Annotated in this window: 21 protein-coding genes; 14 read left to right on the top strand and 7 right to left on the bottom strand. The window is 55.9% G+C overall.

All coding sequences use genetic code 11. The features are described from left to right. Nucleotides 1–107: 107 nt before the first annotated feature. On the bottom strand, nt 108–1,265 hold the full coding sequence (locus tag I6L34_RS20520) for an acyl-CoA dehydrogenase family protein (protein ID WP_058057200.1): 1,158 nt from the start codon (nt 1,263–1,265) through the stop codon (nt 108–110). A 305-nt stretch (nt 1,266–1,570) separates the two neighbouring features. Here I6L34_RS20520 and I6L34_RS20515 point away from each other — a divergent pair, with 305 nt between their 5' ends. The 9 genes from I6L34_RS20515 to I6L34_RS20475 all read left to right on the top strand — a co-directional run bounded on the left by I6L34_RS20515 (nt 1,571) and on the right by I6L34_RS20475 (nt 13,195). Next, nucleotides 1,571–2,713, top strand: coding sequence for an isovaleryl-CoA dehydrogenase (locus I6L34_RS20515; RefSeq protein ID WP_058057199.1), 1,143 nt, complete (start codon nt 1,571–1,573; stop codon nt 2,711–2,713). After that, entirely contained in the window at nt 2,710–4,311 is a 1,602-nt protein-coding gene (locus I6L34_RS20510; protein ID WP_216955239.1) for a carboxyl transferase domain-containing protein, read from the top strand. Before I6L34_RS20515 ends, I6L34_RS20510 begins: the two co-directional genes overlap by 4 nt. Before the next feature lie 11 nt (nt 4,312–4,322). Then, nucleotides 4,323–5,177 (top strand): enoyl-CoA hydratase-related protein, encoded by an 855-nt coding sequence (locus tag I6L34_RS20505; RefSeq protein ID WP_058057197.1) that lies wholly within the window; start codon nt 4,323–4,325, stop codon nt 5,175–5,177. After that, entirely contained in the window at nt 5,174–7,144 is a 1,971-nt protein-coding gene (locus tag I6L34_RS20500) for a biotin carboxylase N-terminal domain-containing protein (protein ID WP_216955238.1), read from the top strand. Before I6L34_RS20505 ends, I6L34_RS20500 begins: the two co-directional genes overlap by 4 nt. Further along, complete coding sequence (locus I6L34_RS20495) at nt 7,141–8,109, top strand: hydroxymethylglutaryl-CoA lyase (RefSeq protein WP_058057195.1); 969 nt, start codon at nt 7,141–7,143, stop codon at nt 8,107–8,109. The genes I6L34_RS20500 and I6L34_RS20495 overlap by 4 nt, the downstream gene beginning before the upstream one ends. A 2-nt stretch (nt 8,110–8,111) precedes the next feature. Continuing rightward, the gene (locus I6L34_RS20490) at nt 8,112–8,522 is read left to right on the top strand and encodes a MerR family DNA-binding transcriptional regulator (protein WP_005336945.1); all 411 of its coding nucleotides are present in this window, start codon (nt 8,112–8,114) and stop codon (nt 8,520–8,522) included. A 36-nt stretch (nt 8,523–8,558) separates the two neighbouring features. Next, nucleotides 8,559–9,320, top strand: a complete 762-nt coding sequence (locus I6L34_RS20485) for an ABC transporter substrate-binding protein (protein WP_058058286.1) — start codon at nt 8,559–8,561, stop codon at nt 9,318–9,320. 52 nt (nt 9,321–9,372) lie between these two features. Continuing rightward, on the top strand, nt 9,373–12,375 hold the full coding sequence (locus I6L34_RS20480; RefSeq protein ID WP_058057193.1) for a DUF748 domain-containing protein: 3,003 nt from the start codon (nt 9,373–9,375) through the stop codon (nt 12,373–12,375). A gap of 223 nt (nt 12,376–12,598) precedes the next feature. After that, nucleotides 12,599–13,195: a GPR1/FUN34/YaaH family transporter gene (locus I6L34_RS20475; RefSeq protein WP_005336948.1), complete on the top strand. Its 597-nt coding sequence runs from the start codon at nt 12,599–12,601 to the stop codon at nt 13,193–13,195. Nucleotides 13,196–13,469: 274 nt separating this feature from the next. On the opposite strand, the gene I6L34_RS20470 is transcribed toward I6L34_RS20475, so the two are convergent. The 3 genes from I6L34_RS20470 to deoC form a co-directional block, all read right to left on the bottom strand. Further along, entirely contained in the window at nt 13,470–14,663 is a 1,194-nt protein-coding gene (locus tag I6L34_RS20470; RefSeq protein ID WP_201993728.1) for an MBL fold metallo-hydrolase, read from the bottom strand. A 194-nt stretch (nt 14,664–14,857) separates the two neighbouring features. Then, entirely contained in the window at nt 14,858–16,180 is a 1,323-nt protein-coding gene (gene deoA / locus I6L34_RS20465) for a thymidine phosphorylase (protein WP_058057181.1), read from the bottom strand. A gap of 109 nt (nt 16,181–16,289) precedes the next feature. Then, nucleotides 16,290–17,063, bottom strand: coding sequence for a deoxyribose-phosphate aldolase (gene deoC / locus I6L34_RS20460; RefSeq protein ID WP_216955237.1), 774 nt, complete (start codon nt 17,061–17,063; stop codon nt 16,290–16,292). Nucleotides 17,064–17,248: 185 nt separating this feature from the next. On the opposite strand from deoC, the gene I6L34_RS20455 reads away from it, so the two are divergent. The 4 genes from I6L34_RS20455 to I6L34_RS20440 all read left to right on the top strand — a co-directional run bounded on the left by I6L34_RS20455 (nt 17,249) and on the right by I6L34_RS20440 (nt 20,623). Next, on the top strand, nt 17,249–17,614 hold the full coding sequence (locus I6L34_RS20455) for a DUF6506 family protein (RefSeq protein ID WP_230848150.1): 366 nt from the start codon (nt 17,249–17,251) through the stop codon (nt 17,612–17,614). A gap of 34 nt (nt 17,615–17,648) precedes the next feature. Further along, on the top strand, nt 17,649–18,683 hold the full coding sequence (locus I6L34_RS20450) for an alpha/beta hydrolase (RefSeq protein WP_110303841.1): 1,035 nt from the start codon (nt 17,649–17,651) through the stop codon (nt 18,681–18,683). Between the two features lie 170 nt (nt 18,684–18,853). Next, nucleotides 18,854–19,687, top strand: coding sequence for a LysR family transcriptional regulator (locus tag I6L34_RS20445; RefSeq protein WP_216955236.1), 834 nt, complete (start codon nt 18,854–18,856; stop codon nt 19,685–19,687). 36 nt (nt 19,688–19,723) lie between these two features. Beyond that, nucleotides 19,724–20,623 carry an alpha/beta hydrolase gene (locus tag I6L34_RS20440; protein WP_216955235.1) on the top strand — a complete coding sequence of 300 codons (900 nt, stop codon included), beginning with the start codon at nt 19,724–19,726 and terminating at the stop codon, nt 20,621–20,623. 197 nt (nt 20,624–20,820) lie between these two features. Here I6L34_RS20440 and I6L34_RS20435 read toward each other — a convergent pair whose 3' ends face one another. Together I6L34_RS20435 and I6L34_RS20430 are read right to left on the bottom strand one after the other, a co-directional pair. After that, nucleotides 20,821–21,582, bottom strand: coding sequence for a zinc-dependent peptidase (locus I6L34_RS20435; protein WP_058057492.1), 762 nt, complete (start codon nt 21,580–21,582; stop codon nt 20,821–20,823). A 76-nt stretch (nt 21,583–21,658) separates the two neighbouring features. Next, nucleotides 21,659–22,096: a GNAT family N-acetyltransferase gene (locus I6L34_RS20430; RefSeq protein ID WP_019445255.1), complete on the bottom strand. Its 438-nt coding sequence runs from the start codon at nt 22,094–22,096 to the stop codon at nt 21,659–21,661. 348 nt (nt 22,097–22,444) lie between these two features. Here I6L34_RS20430 and I6L34_RS20425 point away from each other — a divergent pair, with 348 nt between their 5' ends. Further along, entirely contained in the window at nt 22,445–23,944 is a 1,500-nt protein-coding gene (locus tag I6L34_RS20425; RefSeq protein WP_005336959.1) for a sodium:alanine symporter family protein, read from the top strand. A 70-nt stretch (nt 23,945–24,014) separates the two neighbouring features. Here the strand turns inward: I6L34_RS20425 and I6L34_RS20420 are convergent, their stop codons facing one another. After that, nucleotides 24,015–24,821, bottom strand: a complete 807-nt coding sequence (locus I6L34_RS20420) for a crotonase/enoyl-CoA hydratase family protein (RefSeq protein ID WP_124929626.1) — start codon at nt 24,819–24,821, stop codon at nt 24,015–24,017. Nucleotides 24,822–24,852: the final 31 nt, after the last annotated feature.

The following is a 24,852-nucleotide window of genomic DNA, read 5'->3' as shown; positions in this document are numbered from 1 at the left end:
ATGACAGGCTGGAATGACACCAACCTGTGGCTGGCTCACAAAGCCGAAACCGGCATGGCACAGTGCAAATCGGGTGGCAGGTAACACACCCTTGATGCGACCACCGGTTAGCCCAGCGACAAACCGGGATCGGCCAGCAGGCGGCGCGCGATGATGAGTCGCATCACCTCGTTGGTGCCCTCCAGAATGCGGTGTACCCGGGTATCGCGCAGATAGCGCTCGAGCGGATACTCGCGGATATAACCATAGCCGCCAAAGAGTTGCAGAGCCTCATCACAGACTCGATAACCAACATCGGTAGCAAACCGTTTGGCCATGGCGCACCAGGCACTCTTGTCGGGTGCCCCGCGATCCAGCTTGTCGGCGGCCTGACGTACCAGCAGGCGGGCGGCAGCCAGCTCGGTCGCCATATCGGCCAGGCGAAACTGCACGCTCTGGAATTCGCTGATCGGGTGACCAAATTGCTGGCGCTGCTGCACATAAGCCAGCGCATCGTCCAGCGCCTGCTGGGCTGTGCCCACCGAACAGGCGGCAATATTGATGCGCCCCCCATCGAGGGCCAGCATGGCGAACTTGAACCCTTCCCCCTCTTCGCCCAACCGATAGCAGGCAGGAATGCGAACCCCATTGAAAACAACCTCCCGGGTCGGCTGGCTGTTCCAGCCCATCTTCTCTTCTGCCTTGCCGTAGCTCACGCCGGGGGCATTAGCCGGTACCATAAAGGCTGAGATCCCCTTCGCACCTTCACCACCGGTGCGCGCCATCACCACCAGCACATCGCTGCTGCCCGCTCCCGAGATAAAGACCTTGGTTCCCTCAATTAGATAATTGTCACCCTCGCACACCGCTCGTGTCTTGAGGGCCGCCGCATCGGAACCCGCACCCGGCTCGGTAAGGCAATATGATCCCAACAGCTCGCCGCTGGCCAGTTTGGGCACCCACTCCTTGGCAACCTCGGTGGGTAACCAGCTGCCCAGCATCCAGCTCACCATGTTGTGAATGGTCAGATACGCCGTGGTCGAGGTACAGCCCATGGCGAGGCGCTCGAAGATGAGGCTCGCATCGAGGCGCGGCAGCCCCAATCCGCCAAACTGCTCCGGCGTATAGAGACCGCAAAAACCTAGCCCGGCCGCCTGCTTGATGGTCGGGATCGGAAACTCATGATCCTTGTCCCAGCGCGCGGCATTAGGTTTGAGCGCCTCATCGGCAAAGGCGGCGGCCGCCTCCACATACGCCTGTTGATCATCGGTCAGGGTAAAATCCATCTTGTCGTTCGCTCCCTTGTTGCCCCGCGCTTACTTTCCTGAGTTAGTGCTTTATGACGCGGCGCCCACACGCTGCGTCAGTCGGATCTGCCACTATGGCGCTGTTGTCGTGGTAGCTGATGACGCTCTCACTACCACCTCTCTATCGACACACAACAGATTAACAATTGATTTACGTTTACGCTAACGTAAACTTGTGGCAGAAGTGAAGTACAAAATGGACCGACCACTGCCAGCCGTAACGCCGAGTCAGCCGGTCGAACCAACCTTCCAAACCGACTGTCATATCCGCAAGGAGAGCATGGATGCAGATGGATGAGACCCTGAATGCCCTGACCGAACAGGTTGCGGCCTTCTGCCAGAAAGTGATCGCCCCGCGCGCCAGCGAGATCGATCAGAGCAACGCCTTCCCCCGTGATCTCTGGCCCCAGATGGGTGAACTGGGGCTGCACGGCATCACGGTGGCGGAGGAGTATGACGGGGTGAACCTCGGCTATCTGGCCCACGTGCTGGTAATGGAACAGGTGAGCCGCGCCAGCGCCTCGGTCGGCCTCTCCTACGGCGCCCACTCCAACCTCTGCATCAATCAGATCCACCGCCACGGCACGGCGGAGCAAAAAGCACGCTACCTCCCCCCGCTGGTGAGCGGCGAGCATGTGGGGGCACTGGCCATGAGCGAGCCGGGAGCCGGGTCCGATGTGGTCAGCATGCGCCTGACCGCGGAGCGCGAGGGCGATCACTTCGTGCTGAACGGCAACAAGATGTGGATCACCAACGGACCCGATGCCGACACCTTCGTCATCTATGCCAAGACAGATACCAGTGCGGGCCCCAAAGGAATTTCAGCCTTTATCGTCGAGGCGGGGACTCCCGGTTTCTCCACCGCCCAGAAGCTCGACAAGCTCGGCATGCGCGGCTCCAGCACCTGCGAGCTGGTGTTCGACAACTGCCGAGTACCGCAGGAAAACCTGCTGGGCCCCCTGCACGGCGGGGTCAAGGTACTGATGAGCGGGCTGGATTACGAGCGGGTGGTGCTGGCGGCGGGCCCCCTTGGCATCATGCAGGCCTGTATGGATGTAGTGCTGCCCTATGTGCGTGAGCGCAAGCAGTTTGGTCAAGCCATCGGCGAGTTCCAGCTGGTGCAGGGCAAGCTCGCCGACATGTATACCCGCCAAGCCAGCAGCCGGGCGCTGGTCTACTCGGTGGCGAACGCCTGCGATCAGGGTCGCACCAGCCGTAAAGATTGCGCCGCAGCTATCCTGTTTGCCGCCGAAAACGCCACCCAGATGGCCCTCGACGCTATCCAGCTGCTCGGCGGCAACGGTTACATCAACGAATACCCCACTGGCCGCCTGCTACGGGACGCCAAACTCTACGAGATCGGCGCCGGCACCTCGGAGATCCGCCGCTGGCTCATCGGCCGCGAGCTGATGGGAGAAAATGCATGAGTCGTATCCACTCCCACCTTGACACGGCGAGCCCGGAATATGCGGCCAATCGGGCCGCCATGCAGGGGCTGGTCGATGATCTCCATGCCCGCATTGCCGAGATCGCGCAAGGGGGCGGCGCGGCCAACAACGCCCGCCATCAGGCCCGTGGCAAGCTGCTGCCCCGCGAGCGCATCAATCAGCTGCTGGACCCGGGCTCCCCGTTTCTCGAACTCTCGGCGCTGGCTGGCTGGCAGGTCTATGACGAGCCGGTGCCCGCAGCCGGTATCATCACCGGCATCGGCCGGGTTTCGGGCCGGCTCTGCATGCTGGTGGTGAACGACGCCACCGTGAAAGGCGGCACCTACTACCCGCTCACGGTAAAAAAACACCTGCGCGCCCAGGCCATCGCCGAGCGGCTGCGCCTCCCCAGCCTCTATCTGGTGGATTCCGGCGGCGCCTTCTTGCCGATGCAGGACGAGGTGTTCCCCGACCGGGATCACTTTGGCCGCATCTTCTACAACCAGGCCCGCATGTCGGCCCAGAACATTCCGCAGCTGGCGGTGGTGATGGGGCTCTGCACCGCAGGCGGCGCCTATGTGCCCGCCATGGCAGACGAGTCGATCATGGTCAGGGAGCAGGCCACCATCTTTCTGGCCGGCCCACCGCTGGTCAAGGCCGCCACCGGCGAGGAGATCAGCGCCGAGGCGCTGGGCGGCGCCGGGGTACACTGCGCCCACTCAGGGGTGGCGGATCACATGGCCCGTGACGATGCCCATGCGCTGGCCATCGCCCGCACGCTGGTTACTCATCTGGGTAACGAGCCGATAGAGAGCAGCCCCGGCTACGAGCCCCCCTGCTACCCCATAGAGGAGCTCTACGGTCTGGTGGGCACCAGTCTCAAACGCCCTTACGACGCCCGCGAACTGATTGCACGACTGGTGGATAGCTCTGACTTTGACGAATTCAAGGCGCTGTTCGGCACCACTCTGGTGACCGGCTTTGCCCGTATTTGCGGCATGGAAGTGGGTATCCTCGCCAACAACGGCGTGCTGCACAGCGACAGTGCCCAGAAGGGGGCCCACTTTATCCAACTCTGTAACCGGCGTGCCATCCCGCTGCTCTTTTTGCAGAACATCACCGGTTTTATGGTGGGGAGTAGCGCAGAAAAAGAGGGGATCGCCAAGCACGGCGCCAAGCTGGTCACAGCGGTGGCCTGCAGCCGGGTGCCCAAGATCACCCTGATCGTCGGCGGCAGCTTTGGTGCCGGCAACTACGGCATGTGCGGCCGCGCTTATGAACCCGATTTTCTCTTTAGCTGGCCCAACAGCCGCATCTCCGTCATGGGGGGCGAGCAAGCGGCCGGGGTGCTGGTGCAGGTGCGTCGGGACAAGCTGGCTGCCGAGGGCAAGAGTCTGAGCGAGCAGGAAGCGGCCGCCATCCGAGCCCCGGTGATCGAGCAGTATGAGCGCCAGGGTCACCCCTACTACGCCAGCGCCCGCCTCTGGGATGATGGCGTCATCGACCCGGCCCAGAGCCGCACCGTGCTGGCGCTGGCGCTCGCCGCCTGTCAGGGTGCCCGCATTGAACCCGAGCAGTACGGCATCTTTCGGATGTAAGGAGCAAACCCATGTCAGATCCACTTACTTCCTCAGCACTTGGTTCTTCAACACAGGGCCCGTTTCGGCTGGAGCGGCACGGCCCACTGGCCGAGCTGGTGCTGTCGCGCCCGGCCCGCCACAACGCCTTTGATGCCGACCTGATGCTGGGGCTGCTCGACTGCCTCGATGATCTGGCCCATCTCCATGGTCATGATCTTGCCGAACGCCCCCACGCCCTGCTGCTGCGGGCAGAGGGCAAACACTTTTGCGCGGGCGCCGATCTCAACTGGATGCGCAATCTGGCTCACGCCGATTTCGAACACAATCGCGAAGACGCCCGGGTATTGGCGCGGCTGATGCAGACCCTCGATGAGCTCCCCTTCCCCACGGTGGCGCTGGTGCAAGGGGCCGCCTATGGCGGGGCGCTGGGGCTGATCTGTGCCTGCGATCTGGTGTTGGCCAGCGACGATGCCCGCTTCTGCCTCTCAGAGGTGAGCCTCGGGCTAGTGCCTGCGGTGATCAGCCCCTACGTGGTACGCGCCATGGGAATGCGTCAGGCGCGCCGCTACATGCTCAGTGCCGAGCCGTTCGATGCCATCACCGCCTGTCGGCTCAATGTGGCACATCAACTCTGCAAGCCGGATCAACTGCTGGCGGAGGGACGGGCGCAGGCCCTTCGTCTGTGCCGCAACGGGCCGGAAGCGATGAAAGAGACCAAACGACTGCTGGCGGCCATAGAGGCCCATCCTTCCCGCCTGCACGAAGAGAAAACCGTCGAGACCATCGCCCGGGTTCGGGTGGGACTCGAAGCCCAGGAGGGGATGCAGGCCTTCTTCGACAAACGTCCTCCCGCCTGGCGTCCCCGTTTCAAGGATGAGACATGACCCATCACTCTCAGATTAAACGCCTGCTGATTGCCAATCGCGGCGAAATCGCCGTGCGCATCATCAAGACGGCGAAACGCCTCGGCATCCACACCATCGCCCTCTACTCCGATGCCGACGCCCACGCCATGCACACCCGTCTGGCCGATGAGGCCTGGCATCTGGGGCCCGCACCGGCCAGAGAGAGCTATCTCGACACCGGCAAGGTGCTGAAGATTGCCAAAGAGGCGCGCGCCGATGCCATCCATCCCGGTTACGGCTTTCTGTCGGAAAACAGCGATTTTGCCACCGCCTGCGAACAGCGCGGCCTGTGCTTTGTCGGCCCAAGCGGCGCCGCCATTCTCGCCATGGGCGACAAATCGGGCGCCAAGGCGCTGATGCAGGCTGCTGGCGTACCTGTGCTGCCCGGCTATCACGGCACGGATCAACGACCGGACTTCTTGCGCGATCAGGCGAGCCAGATTGGCTTCCCGCTACTTATCAAGGCGGCCAGTGGCGGCGGTGGCAAGGGGATGCGCCGGGTCGATCAGCTGGCCGATTTTGACGAGTCGCTGGCGGCAGTCAAACGGGAAGCCAAGGCCGCCTTTGGTGACGATCTGGTACTGCTGGAGCGCTATCTGCCCCAAGCTCGCCATGTGGAAGTACAGGTCTTTGCCGATAGCCTCGGCAACGCCATCTATCTGGGGGACAGGGACTGCTCCTTGCAGCGACGCCATCAGAAGGTGATCGAAGAGGCGCCCGCCCCCGACATCCCTCCGGTTCTGCGCCGCGCCATGGGGGATGCGGCCGTGGCCGCAGCCAAAGCCATTAACTATCAGGGGGCGGGCACCATCGAGTTTCTGCTCTGCAAGGATGAGTTCTTCTTTATGGAGATGAACACCCGGCTGCAGGTGGAGCATCCGGTCACCGAAGCGGTGACCGGGCAGGATCTGGTGGCCTGGCAGCTGGCCGTGGCCGAAGGCAAGCCGCTGCCACTCACTCAGGAGGAAGTGGTGCTGCGCGGCCATGCGGTGGAAGCGCGCCTCTACGCCGAGGATGTGGCGGCCGGTTTTCTGCCTGCCAGCGGGCCTATCCACTGGCTCCACTGGCCCGTTGGCGTGCGCATCGACACCGGCGTCACCGCTGGCGATGAGGTCAGCCCCTATTACGATCCCATGATCGCCAAGCTGATCGCCCACGGCCAAAGCCGCACCGAGGCGTTCGCCAAACTGGCCGATGCGCTGGCGGCACTGGATCTCGGCCCGCTGGTGCACAACGGCCCGCTGCTGCTGCGCCTGTGTGAAGAGCCTGACGTCCTGGCCATGAGCCACCATACCCAGTGGCCCATACCCACCACAGCACGGCCCATTCCTGAGCTCACCTGGCCGCTGGCCGCCCTCTGGCTGGCGAGCCGCCCTGCGGGCACCTCCCCCTGGCAGCAAGCCTGCGGATTTCGGCTGGGGCCGGATCGCTGCTGGACAGCGGCGGTGCGCATCGGTGATGAGCACCGGGTATTGACCCTTAACGATCATGGCGGCCAGTTTGAGTGGCAAGGGGAGACCCGTTGCTACCAAAAAGGCGATGACCATATCCGGCTGCAGCAGGGTGGCTACTGGCAACAGATCCCCATTCAAACGGTCGCAGGCTCGGAGACAGCCTTCATCATGACCCTGGGGGGCCAGTGCATCCGCTTCGCAGCCGATGATCGGCAGCACAGCCACCACCATGAGCAGGCAAACGAGAAGGCGCAGGGCGCCATCGCGCCCATGCACGGCATAGTGGTAGCCGTGCTGATCGAGCAGGGGCAAACAGTCAGCAAGGGGCAACCCCTGCTGGTGCTGGAGGCGATGAAGATGGAACACCAGTTGCGTGCAGAGCGGGACGGGGTAATTGAGGCGCTGCAGTGCAAACAGGGCGAGCAGGTAAGCCAGGGAACCGTGCTGGTGCGCTTTGCCGAAGAGATTGCCACACAGGAGGATCACCCATGAACCGATCACAGGACGTCCGTGACGACAGGGTCAGTCTGGTGGAGATGGGGCCGCGAGATGGTCTGCAAAATGAAGCTGCGCCCCTCTCCCTGGTGCAACGGCTGGAGTTGATCCAGCGCCTTACCGACAGCGGTCTGCAGCGCATCGAGGTGGGTGCCTTTGTCTCTGCCAAAAAAGTGCCGCAGATGGCAGACTCCGCCGCACTTTTTCAGGCACTGCTGCGCAAGGGACCGACCCGTTACGGCGCTCTGGTACCCAATCTGCAAGGCTTGCAGGCAGCCATTGCCGCCCGCGCCGACGAGATTGGCCTCTTCACCGCCTGCTCCGACGGCTTTACCCGGGCCAATATCGGCATCAGCGTGGAGGAGTCGCTGGTCCGCTTCGCCCCGCTGGTGCAGGAGGCGCGCCGCCTCGGCATCAAGGTGCGCGGCTACCTCTCCACCGTCATCGCCTGCCCGTTCGATGGCCCGACCCGCCCGAAACGGGTCGCCGCCATGGCCGAGCAACTGCTGGATCTCGGTTGCCACGAAATTTCGCTGGGGGACACCATAGGCGTCGGCACCCCGGGCACGGTGGCGCCCATGCTGGATGCGGTGCTGCACGAGATCCCGGCGGGTCGACTCGCGGTCCATTTCCACGACACCTACGGTCAGGGCTTGGCCAACCTGCTACCCGCGCTGGAGCGCGGCATTCGCACCATCGACTGCTCGGTGGCGGGGCTTGGCGGCTGTCCCTATGCGCCGGGCGCCTCCGGCAATGTAGCGTCAGAAGAGGTGGTCTACCTGCTGCACGGCCTTGGCATGACGACCGGGGTGGATCTCGACAAACTGGCGGCCACCGGCCAGTGGGTGAGCGAGCAGCTCGGCCGTCCCAACGGCTCGCGGGTCGGTCAGGCCCTGCACGCCAATGCCGAGCGGCTGCGCGCCCGCCTCTGCCAGCCACACGCCCAGCAACAGGAGTCATGACCATGTCCCGTTCCCTGCCCGGCAAGGAGATCACCTACAGCATTTCGGAGCTGGCCCACGAATTCGATGTCACGCCGCGCACCATCCGCTACTACGAGGATGAGGGGCTGCTCACCCCGCTGCGGGAGGGGCAAACCCGCATCTACAGCCATCGGGACAAGATCCGGCTCAAGTTGACCCTGCGCGGCAAACGGCTGGGGTTTAGCTTGGCCGAGATCCGCGAGCTGTTCGATATGTACGACACCGACAAATCGAGCAAAACCCAGCTCCACTCCATGATCCAGCTGATCGAGGCAAAACGCGGCGCCCTGCGCCAGCAACTGGAGGATATCCAGATGGTGATGGCCGAGCTGGAGGCCGCCGAACAGCGCTGTGTTAATTCCCTTAACAGCTTGAAAACTGGCGCAGATTAACCGAATCTGGGAGCAAGCTATTGCCCTGGGGATCCCATGAGATATTGGTGCTGGTTTTTGCTCTTGTTCAGCCTCTCTGGCTGGAGCCATCCCCTCATCAAGGTTGGTGGATACCCCTATGCCCCCTTTGTGGTCAAACTCTCCGATTCACGCTATGAAGGACTGACGCTGGACCTCATCGCCAAGCTAAACGAGATCCAGCAAGAGGTAAGATTCGTGTTTGTTCCCACCTCGGCCTCCAACCGTTACAAGGCGCTCGATCTGGGCCGTTTCTCGCTGATGCTGTTTGAAGACACCAAATGGGGCTGGGACACAGATAAATTCAAGATGACAGCCCCCTTCCTCGGTGGTGGCGAGGTCTATGTGGCCCTGAACAAAGTGGGTCGGGATCAGCGCTTTTTCGATGACCCCTCTCGGCATCATCTTATCGGAGTGACCGGCTACCACTACGGCGTCGGCCAGTTCAATGCCGATCCCCTCTACCTGCAGCGCAAGCTCAATATCACCCTGGTCAAGGACAATGTCAGCGCCCTGCAAGCCCTGCTCAAAGGACGTGGCGAGGTAGCCATTCTCAACGTCTCATACCTTAACCAGTATCTGCTGGCCCACCCCGACACCGCCGACCAGCTGCTGATCTCGCAGAAATGGGATCAACAATATCAACACCGCGCCATCCTTCACCCTGCGGCCCCCATTACCCCTGCCCAGCTGGAACAGTGGCTGGCAGCGCTGCAACAAAAGGGTGAACTGGATCGCCTTTGGACAAAGTACGGCGTACAACAGCACGCAACCCCATGATTACTATCCAGCTTTTCTGTACCATGGTGGGAACCAAATGGGAGTGCACCAAATGAACACCACCGAGCCCGCGTCCCCCAAGCTCCGCTTGCTGCGCTACCTTGCCTACGCTTTCCTGCTGCTTCTTATCCTGATCACCCTGCTGCTGTGGCAAACCCCCCGTCTGGTCCAGCGCTATCTGCCCGGCTGGCTGGCCGAGCACTACGGCCTGCAACTGACGCTGGGTGAGATTGACGTAGGGCTGCGCAACCCTTCTCTCACCCTCGGCGCGACTGCCCTGCTCGATGCCAAACAGCAGCCTATCATCCGTTTTGAGCAGCTCTTTATCACCCCAAACCTGCAAGCCAGCTGGCAGCAGAAAGGGGTCGTGCTTTCCGCCGTCACCCTGACCAACCCCGTGGTGCAGCTGCAACGGCTGACAGACAAAAAAGGGGATGTTCGACTCAACCTGACCGATGCGCTGGCGACCCTGCTCGCCCCTGCGCCCTCCCACGAGCCCGAAACAGCCAGCGCCCCGCTGCTGGTCGATATTGCAAGAGTCAATGTCACTGACGGGCATGTGCGCTATCAGGATCAACGCAAGGAGAGCGAACCTGGCTGGTTGCCGCTCCTCAATCTGGAAAAAGTGACCCTCAAGCTCGATAACCTGCGCACCGAGGCAAATCACCCGACCGCCTATCAGCTGAGCGCCGCCATCAACGGCAAAAGCAACCTCTCCGCTCACGGCAAACTCGATGTAATGAGCGGCATGGGTCAGGGTAAGGTGAGCCTCAAGCAGGTCGAGCTGAAACCCTTCGCCCCGCTCTGGGCACCCTATCTCAAGCTGGATCTGGCCAAGGGCCACGCCAATGCAGAGGTGCAGTACCAGCTTAAAGAGGGCAAGCAAGGGGTGCTTTGGCAATTGTCCAAAGGCAAGCTGACGCTGGACAACTGGCAGCTTAAAAAACACAAGGGCGACGAATTTGCCCGCTTCGGCCAGTTGGCCCTTAGCGATCTGGCTGTCGATGGCCAGAAACAGTCGCTTCAGATCGGCAAGGTGACCCTGCAACAGCCCCTGCTCAAGGCCACCCTCAACCCACAGCAGGAGCTGGATCTGGCTGAATTGCTGATTGAACAGGCCCCCGCCAAGCCCGTCAAAGGGGCCCACGCCGCAAACGAGGTGGCCAACAATGCGGCGCCCAAGTCGGCACAACAAGCAAAAACAGCCGATAACGGCAAGAAACACGGGGCAGACAAACCCTGGCAGTGGCAGATCAAGCAGATCCTTATCGACAAGGGCGATCTCACTCTCACCGAATCGAGCAGCGGCAAACCGCAGGCACGCCAGCTCTCCGGCCTCAAGCTGGCGTTGGGGCCACTGGGCAGCAAGGGGGAGCAACCGAGCAAACTGACTCTGGCCACCCAGTTCAACCAGAGCAGCCCCCTCGCCTTTGATGGCCAACTGACCCTGACTCCTTTCACCTTAAGCGGCGACATCAACCAGCAGGAGCTGCCCCTGACGCTGGCACAGCCCTATCTGGCCGATCTGGTGCGTATCAAGGTGCAAAACGGGCTGCTGAGCAGCAAGACCAGACTTGATCTCGCCACCACCGCCCAAGGAGATCTCAGCAAGCTGACCCTGCAAGGGGGGCTCGATGTCAACGGGCTCAAGGTGGTCGATCGGGCAGACAATCAGCGGCTGCTGGAGTTCAACACCCTGGCTCTCACCGGTCTGACGTACGACGGCATCAGCCAGCAGATGCGGATCAAGGACATTGCCCTGAACAAGCCCTTCGCCCGCATCGAGATCAACGAAGATGGCACCACCAACCTGCAACAGCTGCTGTTGCCGCAACCGGCGGCAACCAAAAGTACTGAAACAAAAGCAGGCAGCAAGACTCCTGACTTTCGTTTCACCATTGACCAGCTGCGCACCGAGCAGGGCAACCTGCGCTTTGCCGATCGCAGCCTGAGTCAGGATTTTGTGGCCGATATCGCCTCACTGGGCGGCCAAAGTCGCCATATCAGCAATATTCCGGGGCAACGCTCCGATCTCGCCTTCAACGGCAAGGTGGATCGCTATGCGCCAGTGACCATTCGCGGCGGCACCAACCTGCTGGTGGCCAACCCGATCCTCGACATCGCGGTCGCTTTCCACAATCTGGAGCTCACCACCTTCACCCCCTATTCGGGCACCTATGCCGGTTATGCCATCGACAAAGGGCAGCTCTCCATGAAGCTGCACTACAAGCTGGAGGGCAATCGGCTGGAGGGGGATAACGACATCACCATCAAGAAGCTGCAACTGGGCGAGAAGATCAAGAGCGATCAGGCCAAGGATCTGCCGCTGGGGCTAGCCATCGCCCTGCTAAGCGATGCCAACGGGGTGATACAGATGAACCTCAAGGTGAAGGGGGATCTCGATCAACCGGACTTCAGCATCGGCAATATTTTCTGGGATGTGCTGGGCAACACTCTGAGCAAGGCGATCACCTCCCCCTTCTCCCTGCTCGCCTCGCTGGCCGATGGTACCGAAGATCTCGACGAACTTCCCTTCCTGCCGGGGGATCCCGATCTCACCCCCACCCAGCAGGAGAAACTGGTCAAGCTGGCGCAGGCCCTCAAGGATAGACCCAAGCTCAGCATGAACATTCGCGGCAAGGTCAACTTCAACGAGGAGCGCCCCATCCTGCAACGGCAAAAGCTGGAACGGGTACTGGCCAAGCTCACCGGCAATCAGGCGGATCTCGACCTGCTGGAACAGGACCCCGCCCTGCAAGAGGCGCTGGCCCGGGCCTATGAAGAGCGCTTTGGCGAAGATCTGGATGATCTGGCCGATCGGCTCCATCTGGATGAAGAGAGCGCAGCACTGCGGGCCCAGGCGGTGATCCTGCTGCGGGATCAGCAGCTCATCACCGCCAAATCCCTGCGCAATCTCGCCATGCGCCGGGCGCAAAATACCAAGGAGTTTCTGGTCGACAGCCAGGGGATCGCCCCGGAGCGGCTGTTCGTGCTCGACAGCCAGGTCAAGGAAGAGGACAAGGAAGCCAAAGTGATCCTGACACTGGATCAGTAAGGCCGCCGCACTGCACAAAAGCGTAATAAAAATACAACCCCTCAACTATTTTGACACCTTTTGCTCACCAAACAGCCTGTCTTGGTGAGCATTTGGCCTCTGATACAAATAATCACGTAGTTTTTTTACGATTTATCCCCCTTGCCCCCTTGCGGGCGCGCCACAGCCTGCCTAAAATCGCGCGTCTTTTGTTAACCCCACCTCTATTTTTGGAGAACGCCACGTGAGCGAAAAATTGGCCAACCCTGCCCCTCTGGGTCTGATGGGTTTCGGTATGACCACCATCCTGCTGAACATCCATAACGCAGGTTTCTTCCCCATCAGCGCCATGATCCTGGCCATGGGCCTGTGCTACGGCGGCATCGCCCAGATCATCGCTGGCATCATGGAGTACAAGCGTGGCAACACCTTCGGTGTGACCGCGTTCACCTCCTACGGCCTGTTCTGGCTGAGCCTGGTGTTCCTGCTGATCATGCCGACCATGGGTCTGGCCGAAGCCACTCCGCACGCCTACATGGGTTGGTATCTGCTGATGTGGGGCATGTTCACCCTGTTCATGCTGGTTGGCACCATCAACTACCCGCGCGCCAAGCAGTTCGTGTTCGCCTCCCTGACCGTGCTGTTCTTCCTGCTGGCCGCCCGTGACTTCACCGGCAGCACCCTGATCGGCACCATCGCCGGTTTCGAAGGCATCATCTGTGGCGCCAGCGCCATCTACCTGGCCATGGCCACCGTGATCAACGAGCAGTTCGGCCGCACCGTGATGCCAATCGGCGATCACAAGAAAGCCGCCGCAGTACAGCTGAAAGCCGCTGCCTGATAAGCAAGCCACTCAGATTGTGAAAAAGGCACCCTCGGGTGCCTTTTTGCTATTTCGCAAAGCTGATTTGCCTGCGCACACATCTTCCCTTTTCAGCCCTACATCCGGATATCCGTCTCTAGCGATTCGGCACTCCTGCCCCCCCCATTTGTGGATATATCCATCAACTAAATAAGGCTCTCACGGGCCACCACAAGGGATGCAGTTTGTTTTTTAGTATGAGGGCGTATAGCCACTGCCTTTTTTAGGAAATAATCCACCTAATACTATCAGGTTATTTTAAAGCATCCCGGTTCAATACTTTTTTATCTGCCATCAAAAGGTCATTCACCTTGCTCGACCAAACAGGTTCATATTCTTTATTTTCATTTTTTTTGATAGGCCATACAAAACCATGTTTATCAAAATCTGCCTTGTCGATTGTTGTCCCCGGTTGTGGAGTTAAAATCTTCACATTCAATTTATTAGCAGCATTTATCACTCGCTCTATGGGTTCTGACCACCCATGTGGAGCCATATTGTAAGCAGCCCAATGAACAGGTAATAAATATTTCCCTCGCAATATTTTATGCGCTATAACGGCTTGCTCTGGTCCTAGGTGTGTATCATGCCACATGGCACTATATGAGCCAGCCTCCATTAATGTTAGATCAAATGGGCCATACTTTTCACCAATAGTGTTAAACTCCCGATGCATCCCCGTGTCACCACTATAAAAGATTGAATTATTACTATCCTTTATGACCCAACTCGACCACAAGGTGTGATTAGATCTTGATAAACGGCCAGAGTAATGGCGTGCCGGTGTTGAAGCAATAAACACCCCATCAATGACTTTTTCTTCCCACCAATCAAATTCAATCACTTGAGCTTCTGGCACCCCCCATTTCATGAGAATGCTCTTGATTCCTAATGGAACAACCCATTTTGTTTTTTTACTTCTAAAGTAGTTCGCTACCTCATAGTCTAGATGGTCATAGTGATCATGCGATATAACGATAAGATCAACTGGAGGTAGCGCATCTAGCCTCATGGAAGGAGAATAAAATCTTTTTGGCCCCAGAGCCTTAAATGGAGATGCTCGTTCAGACCATGTCGGGTCAATAAGGACTCTACTCTTTTTGAACTCCAATAATACATTTGAATGCCCAAACCATGTAACTCTCAAACCTGACGATGGTAACGCAACCAAATCTTTGCCATTGCGAATACCATAATCAATAGGCTCCTCAGGAGTTCTAACCTCCTTATTATTAAATAGAAGGTGATACAAGCGTTCTATCGATGAGCTATCATCCTCCTTCATCTCATCAATGTTCTCAAATCCCTTTCCATTCCAATGTTCTGAGTTAATGACTTTCAGGTTATCTTTTGGAGCATCAGTGTCGCCGATAACAATATAGACGGATGTATATATCGACAAGACGACAATGAATATCATGGATAGCAATGCTAAAATAACTTTCACAAAAGCACCTCTAAATAAAAGCAAGTTGAATCTTTTAATACAACAGCAGATTGCATCAACAGGATTAAATTAAACTATTCATGGAAGATAGAATAGACTCAAGACCATTTGTAAACATTGACTCAGGGATTAACATAGTTAATCCCTGACTACAGGTAGCTACATTAAAAATGTGAGAGTGATGATAAATAAACTTAACTTCGAATTACAGATATTACACTGTTTCTATCTTCCGGTTTTTGTGGACCTATCAATATTGAGTTTTTAACCATTCGATCAATCAAAATAAATTGATCTTCAGTCTGAGCGTGGATCATCGCGATCGGCTTGTCAGCATCAACACTTTGACCCAGGCGGATAAAGTCGGTCAGACCGACCGCATAATCAAGTTTGTCACCGGCAGCGCGGCGACCACCGCCCATCGCCACCACGGCCAGACCCAGCTCGCGGGTATCCATGGCGGTCACGAAACCGCTGTTGGCCGCGAAGACCGGGCGCACGATGGCGGCTTTGGGCAGGTAAGCGTCGTAACGCTCCATAAAATCGGCCGGGCCACCGAGACCAGTCACCATGCGACCGAAGATTTCGGCCGCCTTGCCGTTATCCAGCACCGCCTGCAGCTTGGTGCGGGCATCGCGCTCGTCGCTGGCAAGACCGGCGGAGATAAGCATCTCGGCGCACAGCGCCATGGTCACTTCGTGGATGCGCGGGTTGCGGTATTCACCGGTCAGGTAGCGCACAGCTTCACGTACTTCCACCGCGTTACCGGCGCTGGAGGCCAGCACCTGGTTCATGTCGGTCAAGAGCGCAGAGGTGCGGCAACCGGCACCGTTGGCCACGGCCACAATACTCTTGGCCAGCTCTTCGGAGGCTTCGAAGGTTGGCATAAAGGCGCCGGAGCCCACTTTCACATCCATCACCAGCGCTTCGAGCCCGGAGGCGAGCTTCTTGGAGAGGATGGAGCCGGTGATCATCGCGATGGATTCAACGGTGGCGGTAATGTCACGTACTGCATAGATACGCTTGTCAGCCGGGGCAAGATCGCCGGTCTGACCGATGATGGCGACACCCGCCTCTTTCACCACTTTCAGGAAACGGTCGTTGTCGACCGAGGTCTGGTAGCCGGGAATAGCGTCCAGCTTGTCGAGGGTACCGCCGGTGTGGCCCAGGCCACGGCCGGAGATCATCGGCACGAAACCGCCGCACGCAGCGACCATCGGGCCAAGCATCAGGGAGACAACGTCCCCCACCCCGCCGGTGGAGTGCTTGTCGACAATCGGGCCACCCAGATTGAGGTGATCCCAGGTCAGCACCATGCCGGAGTCGCGCATGGCGCAGGTCAGGGCAACCCGCTCATCCATGGTCATGTCTTTGAAGTAGACCGCCATCGCCAGCGCCGCAATCTGCCCCTCGCCGATGGTGTTGTTGGTAATGCCCTGAACGAAGAATTGAATTTCTTGGGTACTGAGCGCTTCACCGTTGCGCTTCTTGCGAATAATTTCTTGAGGCAAAAACATCTTTCATTCCCTCCGCCATTACTGGCGTTACACAAGCCTGAATCTTTGCCCGCACACAGCATGGTGGGGGCTAACAGGGCGAACAGCGGTCCGCCCTCTCATCAACCTATTAGTAACCGCTGGTGTTGGCCGGCTTGTCGCCATGCCCCAGAGTGGCCAGCAGACTGGCCAGCAGGCTGGATGCACCAAAGCGGAAGGTACGGGCGGATACCCAGTCGTTGCCGAGGATCTCTTCGGCCATGGCCAGATACTGACCGGCAACGGCGGCATCTTTCACGCCACCAGCAGGCTTGAAGCCAACTTTCGGATTCTTGGCCTTGATCACTTCCATCATGATCCGCGCCGCTTCCGGTGTCGCATTGACCGGCACCTTGCCGGTGGAGGTCTTGATGAAGTCGGCACCGGCATCGATGGAGATTTCGGAAGCGCGACGGATCAGCGCCTCTTCTTTCAGCTCGCCGGTTTCGATGATCACTTTCAGCAGCACGTTGGCACCACAGGCCTCTTTACAGGCTTTGACCAGATCAAAACCGATCTGTTCATTGCCAGCCATGAAGGCGCGATACGGGAACACCGCGTCCACTTCGTCAGCACCGTAGGCGACAGCGGCACGGGTCTCGGCCACGGCGATCTCGATGTCGTCGTTGCCGTGCGGGAAGTTGGTCACGGTCGCAATGCGTACGTCGGCTGCGCCGATCTCACGCAGGGTCTTGCGAGCGATAGGGATAAAACGGGGGTAGATGCAGACGGCGGCGGTCAGGCCAGCCGGTGACTTGGCCTTATGGCACAGGTCGATCACCTTCTGATCGGTGTCGTCATCGTTCAGGGTGGTCAGGTCCATCAGGTTCAGGGCGCGCTGAGCGGCCACTTTCAGATCAGTCATTCTGTTCTCCTCAGTCATTCTACTATCCAATTCGGATTTATTAACTTAATAAAACAATCATCATCGTTATCTAAAATTTAAGGCATGGCAAATAGTCTAATCAAATAATGGTCATAGACACTGACTGTTGCAGATTCGTGTTTATCAATGCCACATTTAAAGGGCAATGATAAAGAAAGGAGGGAATGTTAGGCCAGAAATACGATGAATTTAAACATAGAATATCACTATACGGAGTTTACATGTCTTGTTTCAAAGCAGCTTTCATTTTTCTAGCTCCTAATGTCAATCCAGAACTTGATTTTCAATGGGTTAAAACAGATAGCGTTCATGTTAAAACAATAGCAGTATCTAGCTATCAAGAAGCATGCTTACAGCTTGATGATTTATATTCAGAAGGTATCAGAGCTATAGAGCTATGTGCAGGATTTGGACATATCGGTGTTGCGAAAGTTAAAGAACAATGCTTGGGGCGCATGCAGGTAGGTGTTGTAAGATTTGATATACACCCATGCCTTGATAATGTCAGCGGTGATGTTTTATTCAGTTAAACAGTATGTTTTCATTAACCAAGAGAAAAGAAAAATGAAACTAAAAACAATTTCAGCATTCATGTTTGGCCTTTCCGCAATTGCATCATTCAATTCATTTGCGGATATCAACTATGAACTCCAACCCGGTATTAATAAAGTAAATTTCCTAAGTGAAAACACAAGAATTTCAGGGAATTTATTCTTACCTAAGGATTTTAATCCGGCTAAAAAGTACCCTGCTATCGTGGTGATAACTCCAGCCAGTGGCGTAAAAGAGCAAACCGCCGGAATTTACGCAAAAAAAATGGCTGAGAAGGGTTATGTCACTTTAGCATTTGACCACAGAACATATGGTGAAAGTGGTGGTATGCCTCGAGGCATGGAAAATGCTCCGATGAAAGTGGAAGATATTAAAAATGCAATTAGCTTCATCCGTTCTATTCCAGGTGTTGATGATGAGCGAGTTGCTGAACTAGGATTATGTTCTGGTGCTGGTTACGGTCTTCAAACTGCCTATCAAGATTCACGAGTAAAATCGCTAGCTGTTGTTAGCGCCTTTATTGACTTCACTGATTATGGCATGGGTGGCGCAACTCAATATGCAAACATGCTCAACGGCTCCCCTGTTAAGCAATATCAACAGCAAATTAAATGGGCTAGTGATGCTCGTCAAAAATACTTTGAAACCGGTGAGGTACTCTATGTAGATGGGATCCCCGCTGCAGGTTCTGGTCTTGGTGAATTCTGGGATCAAGCTGCAGATTACTACCGAAATAGCAAGCGCGGTGGTGCCGTAGCAACATACACCCCCAAGAGAGCAGCTATCTCATTAGATTCAAGATATGCATTTAACCCAACTGAACACATTGAATTGCTTGAAGGAAAGCCATTTATGGCGATCATTGGGTCAGAGGCATTGTCTGCTCCATTTAGTAAAATTGCTGTGGAACGTGCAAAACAGAAAAAAATTGATGCCACACTTTTTACCATCAAAGGTGCTGGTCACTTTGACCTATATGACCAAGATAAGTATGTTAATCAGGCTGTTATAAAACTGGATGAATTTTATAAAAAGACCATTTTTTAACTACATATAGTACCATTGCCCTAACTAAGTCGTTGTTTTTAGAACCTCTCAGATGAATTGTTTGGGAGGTTCTTTTTTCTATAGCCTAAGGCTATGGGTATCATTGGCAAACGGTATTTTATTAATGACACCATGCTATGTACTCTATCGTTAATAAAGTGGAGGGAAATATGGTTGATATTAGACTGTTACGTTTGTTTATAGCTATCTATGAAGAAAAAAACTTAACTCTTGCTGCGGAAAAATGTCACATTACGCAGCCATCCATATCTGCCGCATTGAAACAACTTGAGGAACTACTTGGCAACGATCTTTTTTTACGAGATAAAAAGGGAGTTCAACCACTTAACAGTGCCCACGAGTTATATCCTCACGCAAAGCGTCTTGTGAATGACAGCGCTACAATCTCAACTTTATTCATGTCAAAGGCAACAACACCTAAAATAAGTGTTGGGGTCTGCAACTCCATCAGTAAATATAAAACTGCGACAACACTTTCTCATTTAGAACGTTTGGCACCTAATTGCCATTTTATTTTGACCTCATCAGATAAATCTGATTGCAAAATTGGATTAGAAAAAGACAAAAATGATACTGATCTATTTATCCCGTTATGGGAAGAGAAGTTTGTTTTTGTTACAAAAGAGAACATTTCAGCACCAAGTAAAATCGAAGATTTTTATCACTTAGATTTTATAGAGTGCCCCAGTTGTGAAGTTCACCAAGAAGTGCTCGGATTAATATCATCAAAGAACATTGCATTGAACATTGTGTCTACAGCAGAAACAAAGGAACAGGCTTTTTTGTTAGCTCTTGCGGGTTTAGGTAGTTGCTTCCTTCCTATGGGACTAGTTGAAAAAGTATCAGACATAAACGTTTTTGATATTAATCTCCCCATTAGAGGTCGAAGCGTAGGGCTATGTATGCCATCCCATCAAGCGATAAACCCAGTACTAAAAAAAATACGAAGTAATGCAAAATTAATTTCTATAGAAAACGTTTAATAATTCACATAAATTAAATATAAAATAGGGAAAGCCATGATAACAATCAAATCAAAAATCAGTTTTTATAGCCAAGAAAACAAACTAATTGGATATCTATATCAACCTGACAACATTGTGGATAATGAAGTACGATCTACGATTCTTCTTGTCCCACCTCAAGCCGGTGTTAAAGAGCACACTGTTGATGAGTATGCTCAGCGATTATCTGCACATGGTTTTATTTGCCTGACATTTGATCATGCAACTTTTGGTGACAGTGAAGGTGAACCCAGATTCTATGAAAATCCATATAATAAGTCAGAAGATATTTCTGCAGCAGTTACCTACTTATCAACATTAGATATAGTTGATAAAAAATCAATTTTTGGTTTAGGAATCTGCTCCGGCGGAGGATACTTATCACATACAGCTGTTACCGATAGAAGAATATCAAAAGTTGCAACCGTGAATGCGTACTTCGATCATCGAGGTTTTTATCGCAGCTTATTCTCTCAAAAGGATTTAGATGAATTACTCTCATCAGTAAATAATGCTAGATTACAGTTTGTAAATGGTGAGGCGATTTCATATTTACCGCATGCGCCAGAAAACTGCACGCCTGACACGCCGAAACTATTTCAAGAGTTTTATGAATATTATATGACAGACCGGGGAATAAAAGGAAAGTACGAGAGTAAATTTTTACCATGGAGCTATGAGAAGCTATTGACGTTTTCAGCGCTAGATAACGCGAAATTTTTAGCGCCAACGCCACTACTCATGATAATTGGTGAGTTAGCAGGCTCTAAAAATGAGAGTGAACAAATGTATAAAGAAGCAAGTGAGCCTAAAGAACTATTCGAAATAGATAGCGCCAACCACATTGATCTCTATGACAAAAGCATATTTGTTGAAAGAGCAATCGATAAACTGATAGCATTTTATCGTTTATAACATATCGAACATGAAATACCCCCTATTTTTATTCTCTGATACTTTGCCAATACCGGACTAACACCGGTATTGGCTGTGTGTTTAAATAACGTTTACGTTAAATATAAAGCTCGTCAGTTTTGGATTTTCGTATTTAATTTAACACTGACCACAATTAAGCATTTCCACTGTTTTACCATTTTTGTTGTGCATTGATGTCACAGAATTCCGTAACCTCCCTCCCCCGCCAGCAAGCGGGTCGCGGGAAAACGCTGCGCGGGATCCTGGCTAAAGAACTGGCTCAGTTGCCGGTATACCGCGGGATAGACCTGCTGCAGCCGCAGCGGATCGCTAAAGAAGCACTCGCAGCTGACGGCAAAAAACTCGGCGGGATGTTCGGCGGCATAGGGATCGATGGCAGTTACCTCATCCCGATCTAGCTGCTGGCACAACTCATCGAAGGCGGCCTGAAAGGCCTGCTGCCACAGCTGGCTGCTCATCTGCCCCGGCAACGGCGGCGCGCCGTCCGCCTCACCGCCCAGCATGTCGAGTTTGTGGGCCAGCTCGTGGATCACCAGATTAAAGCCGTCCCAGTCGCCATCCTGTTGCAGATCGCTCCATGCCAGCACCAGCGGCCCTTGTGGCCAGGATTCACCGGCGTTCTCCTCTTCAACTTCGCTCACCAGCCCGAACTCATCCTGCACCTCCTGACGCCGGGTGACGGGCTCGGGAATGATGATGATTTCGTGAAAGCCGCGATACCAGTCGATACCGAGATGAAGAATGGGCAACGCCGCCTGCAGCGCCAGCACCGCCTGTTGACGGCGGCTGAGCTCTACCCCGATCAGGGTCAGGGTCTTGCGCTTGAGTAGCTGTTGCCCCAAGCCGATAAGCGTCGTCTGCTCGGTGTCGCTGAGCCCTTGCAAGATGGGCACTGCCGCCAGCGCCTGACGCCACAGCGCCAACTCATCCTCACTCATGGACGTTTGCGGGCGACCACCCAGCCATTTGAACCATCCCAGCACGCCAACTCCTTCTTTTGATGCAAACAACAGGTCACAACAGTTTGACGAACCGTTTCGGCCGCTCCTGATAATCCTGCGCCAGATAAAAACGGTGGGCCGCCTCGCGCTTGAGGCTACTGGATAGCTCCAGCTGGGCGCAACCTGCGGCCCGCGCCATCGCTTCGGCGCCCTTGAGCAGGGCTGCGCCCACTCCCGCCCCTCTTGCCCCTTCATCGACAACCAGCGCCGAGATCAGGCCCCAAGCTGGTGCAACATGCAATGGTGCCAGCTTGTGCCACACCAGCACGCCGACCACCTTGTCGGCCAGGGAGGCGAGCAGCACAACGCTCGCGGGATCCGGCGCCAACAGGCGTGCCGTCACGTCAGCGCCTTCGGCAGGATACCCCAATTGGGTGAACAGGTGGGCGATGGCACTCCCGTCGTCGGCCTCAGGGGGACGGATCGTCAACGTCTCAGGATCATTTTTCATTGTTGGCCTCATGTTTGCTTTCCATTGTGTTACGCCCGTCACATTGTCTGGCGCAGATCAACAAGGAGGATCTCATCTTTACTCATAGAAAACGCTGCCTGCCATTATCCCCCCACCCTTGTCAATTCACAAATTTGCAACAAGGCAACATTTTTCGCTGGGAAGCACCGATACAACTCGATATGTTACAAGCCATGCATGGCGCGTGTTTGCGCTCTGCTTAACCCCTCAACCTCGCGCTCATTTGTTAACTGGATTGTTAACAAACAGGGCCGAAAACAGTGACAGAGAGCGAGGCCAAGATCTCGCCAAGACAGCGCCACAAACACAACAAAGGAGTTGTTGTACATGAATGAAATCGTCAATGCCATCAATGGTGTAATCTGGAGCCCTGCGCTCATCTACCTGTGTCTGGGGGTCGGTCTTTACTTCTCCCTGCGTACCCGTTTTTTGCAACTGCGTCATATCAAAGAGATGGTGCGCCTGATGTTTGATGGCAAGAGCACCGATGCCGGTGTCTCCTCCTTCCAGGCGCTGGCCATGACCCTGGCCGGTCGCGTGGGTACCGGTAACATCGCCGGTGTGGCCACCGCCATCACCTTCGGTGGCCCGGGCGCCCTGTTCTGGATGTGGATGGTCGCCTTCCTCGGCGCCAGCTCCGCCTTCGTGGAGTCCACCCTGGGTCAGGTTTACAAAGAGAAGATCAACGGTGAATACCGCGGCGGCCCGGCCTTCTACATCGAGAAAGGGCTTGGCATGAAGTGGTACGCCTGGACCTTCGCCATCGCTACCGTCTTCGCCTGCGGCGTGCTGCTGCCGGGCGTGCAGGCCAACTCCATCGGCTCCAGCCTGCAGACCGCCTTTAATATCGATCCGAACGTCACCGCCGCCGGTCTGGCGCTGCTGCTCGGCTTTATTATCTTCGGTGGCGTCAAGCGTATCGCCAGCTTCGCCAGTACCGTGGTGCCCTTTATGGCTCTGGGCTACATCATCGTGGCTTGTGTCATCATCGCCCTCAATATCGGCCAGCTGCCGGGCGTGATCCTGCTGATCTGGAAGAGCGCCTTCGGTCTGGATGCCGGTTTCGGTGCCATTCTGGGTCTGGCCATCATGTGGGGGGTAAAACGCGGGGTCTACTCCAACGAAGCCGGTCAGGGTACCGGGCCGCACGCCTCCTCTGCTGCGGCAGTGAGCCACCCGGCCAAGCAGGGTCTGGTGCAGGCGTTCTCCGTCTATATCGACACCCTGTTCGTCTGCTCCGCCACCGGCTTTATGCTGCTGATCACCGGTCTCTATAACGTACAAGGGCCGGACGGCGCCGCCATCTACACGGGTATTGCCGGTATCGCAGCAGGCCCGGGCTATGTGCAGACCGCCATGGAGAGCATGATGCCGGGCTTTGGCAGCATTTTCGTGGCCATCGCGCTGTTCTTCTTCGCGTTCACCACCATCGTTGCCTACTACTACATTGCCGAAACCAACATCGCCTACATCAACCGCAAGATTAATCGCCCCTGGCTCACCTTCTTGCTGAAGATTGCGCTGATGGCTGCCACCGTCTACGGCACAGTCAAGACTGCAGATCTGGCGTGGGGCATGGGTGATATCGGGGTTGGCCTGATGGCCTGGCTCAACATCATCGCCATTCTGCTGCTGCAAAAGACAGCCTTCACCTGTCTGAAGGATTATGAAGCGCAGCAGGCACAAGGGATTGACCCCGTATTCCACCCGGAGAAGCTCGGCATCAAGAACGCCGATTACTGGGTGGGCAAGCGCTCCGAAGAGAACCTGGAACTGGAGAAATCGGGCCATCAGTTCGAGCCGGATCAGGATCGCAAGACCTCCTGAACCAGAACGACATAAGACATCAATAAAAATGGCAGCCTCGGCTGCCATTTCTTTTTCCTGTCACCTCATCTCAGAGCGCATTGCGGCGCGGCCCGAAGGGCAGCCGCCAGCGAAACAGGCTGTTAAGGGTGGCCCGCCACTGATTGGGTCGCCCCAAAATCTGCTTTTGCAGCCGAGTCTCCTCTTTGAGCATCGCCTCGTCACTGCGGGCCCAGGCCTGGCTGTAGAGCTGCTTGATCCCCGCCAGGGCATCGGGCGACTTGGTGATCAGGGTGCGGGCAAACTCCCGCGCCTCCACCAGCGGATCGGCGCAGACCCGGCTCACCATCCCGAGAGATTTGGCCTCGACGGCATCCAGCTCACGCCCGCTCATGGCCAGCTCCATGGCGGTATCCACTCCCATCAGATTGCGCATGGTGACGCTGCCACTCATGTCGGGGATGATCCCCCACTTGATCTCCATCACCGAGAAGCGGCAATCGGGGGTGCTGAAGCGAAAATCGGCGCCGAGCGCAATCTGCAAGCCACCGCCAAAACAGACTCCCTGGGTCACCGCAATCACCGGCACAGGCAGCTGATGCCAGCCATAGGCAACCCGCTGGGCCAGATTGGTCGCCTCGTCTGCTTCACGCTTAAGAATATCGAGCGCCGCCACCGGCTGTCTCAGCATGGATTTCACATCCAGCCCGGCGCAGAAGGCCCGCCCCTCGCCGTGCAGGATCACCGCCCGCAGCCCCTTGTGCCGGGCGAGCTGTGTCAGCGTCTCGTCGATAGCACTGAACATGGCGCGGTCCAGCGCATTGAGTTTGTCCCCCCGCGTCAGCATCACTTCGGCAATCCCGTCGTGGATCTCGCACTTGATCCTTGGTTTTTCCATCTCCCTTATCCTCTCCTTGATCCCTGAAACT

The sequence above is a fragment of the Aeromonas sp. FDAARGOS 1404 genome (genome assembly GCF_019047085.1).
Lineage (GTDB): Bacteria > Pseudomonadota > Gammaproteobacteria > Enterobacterales > Aeromonadaceae > Aeromonas > Aeromonas veronii.
This window is presented reverse-complemented; position numbering and strand designations above follow the sequence as displayed.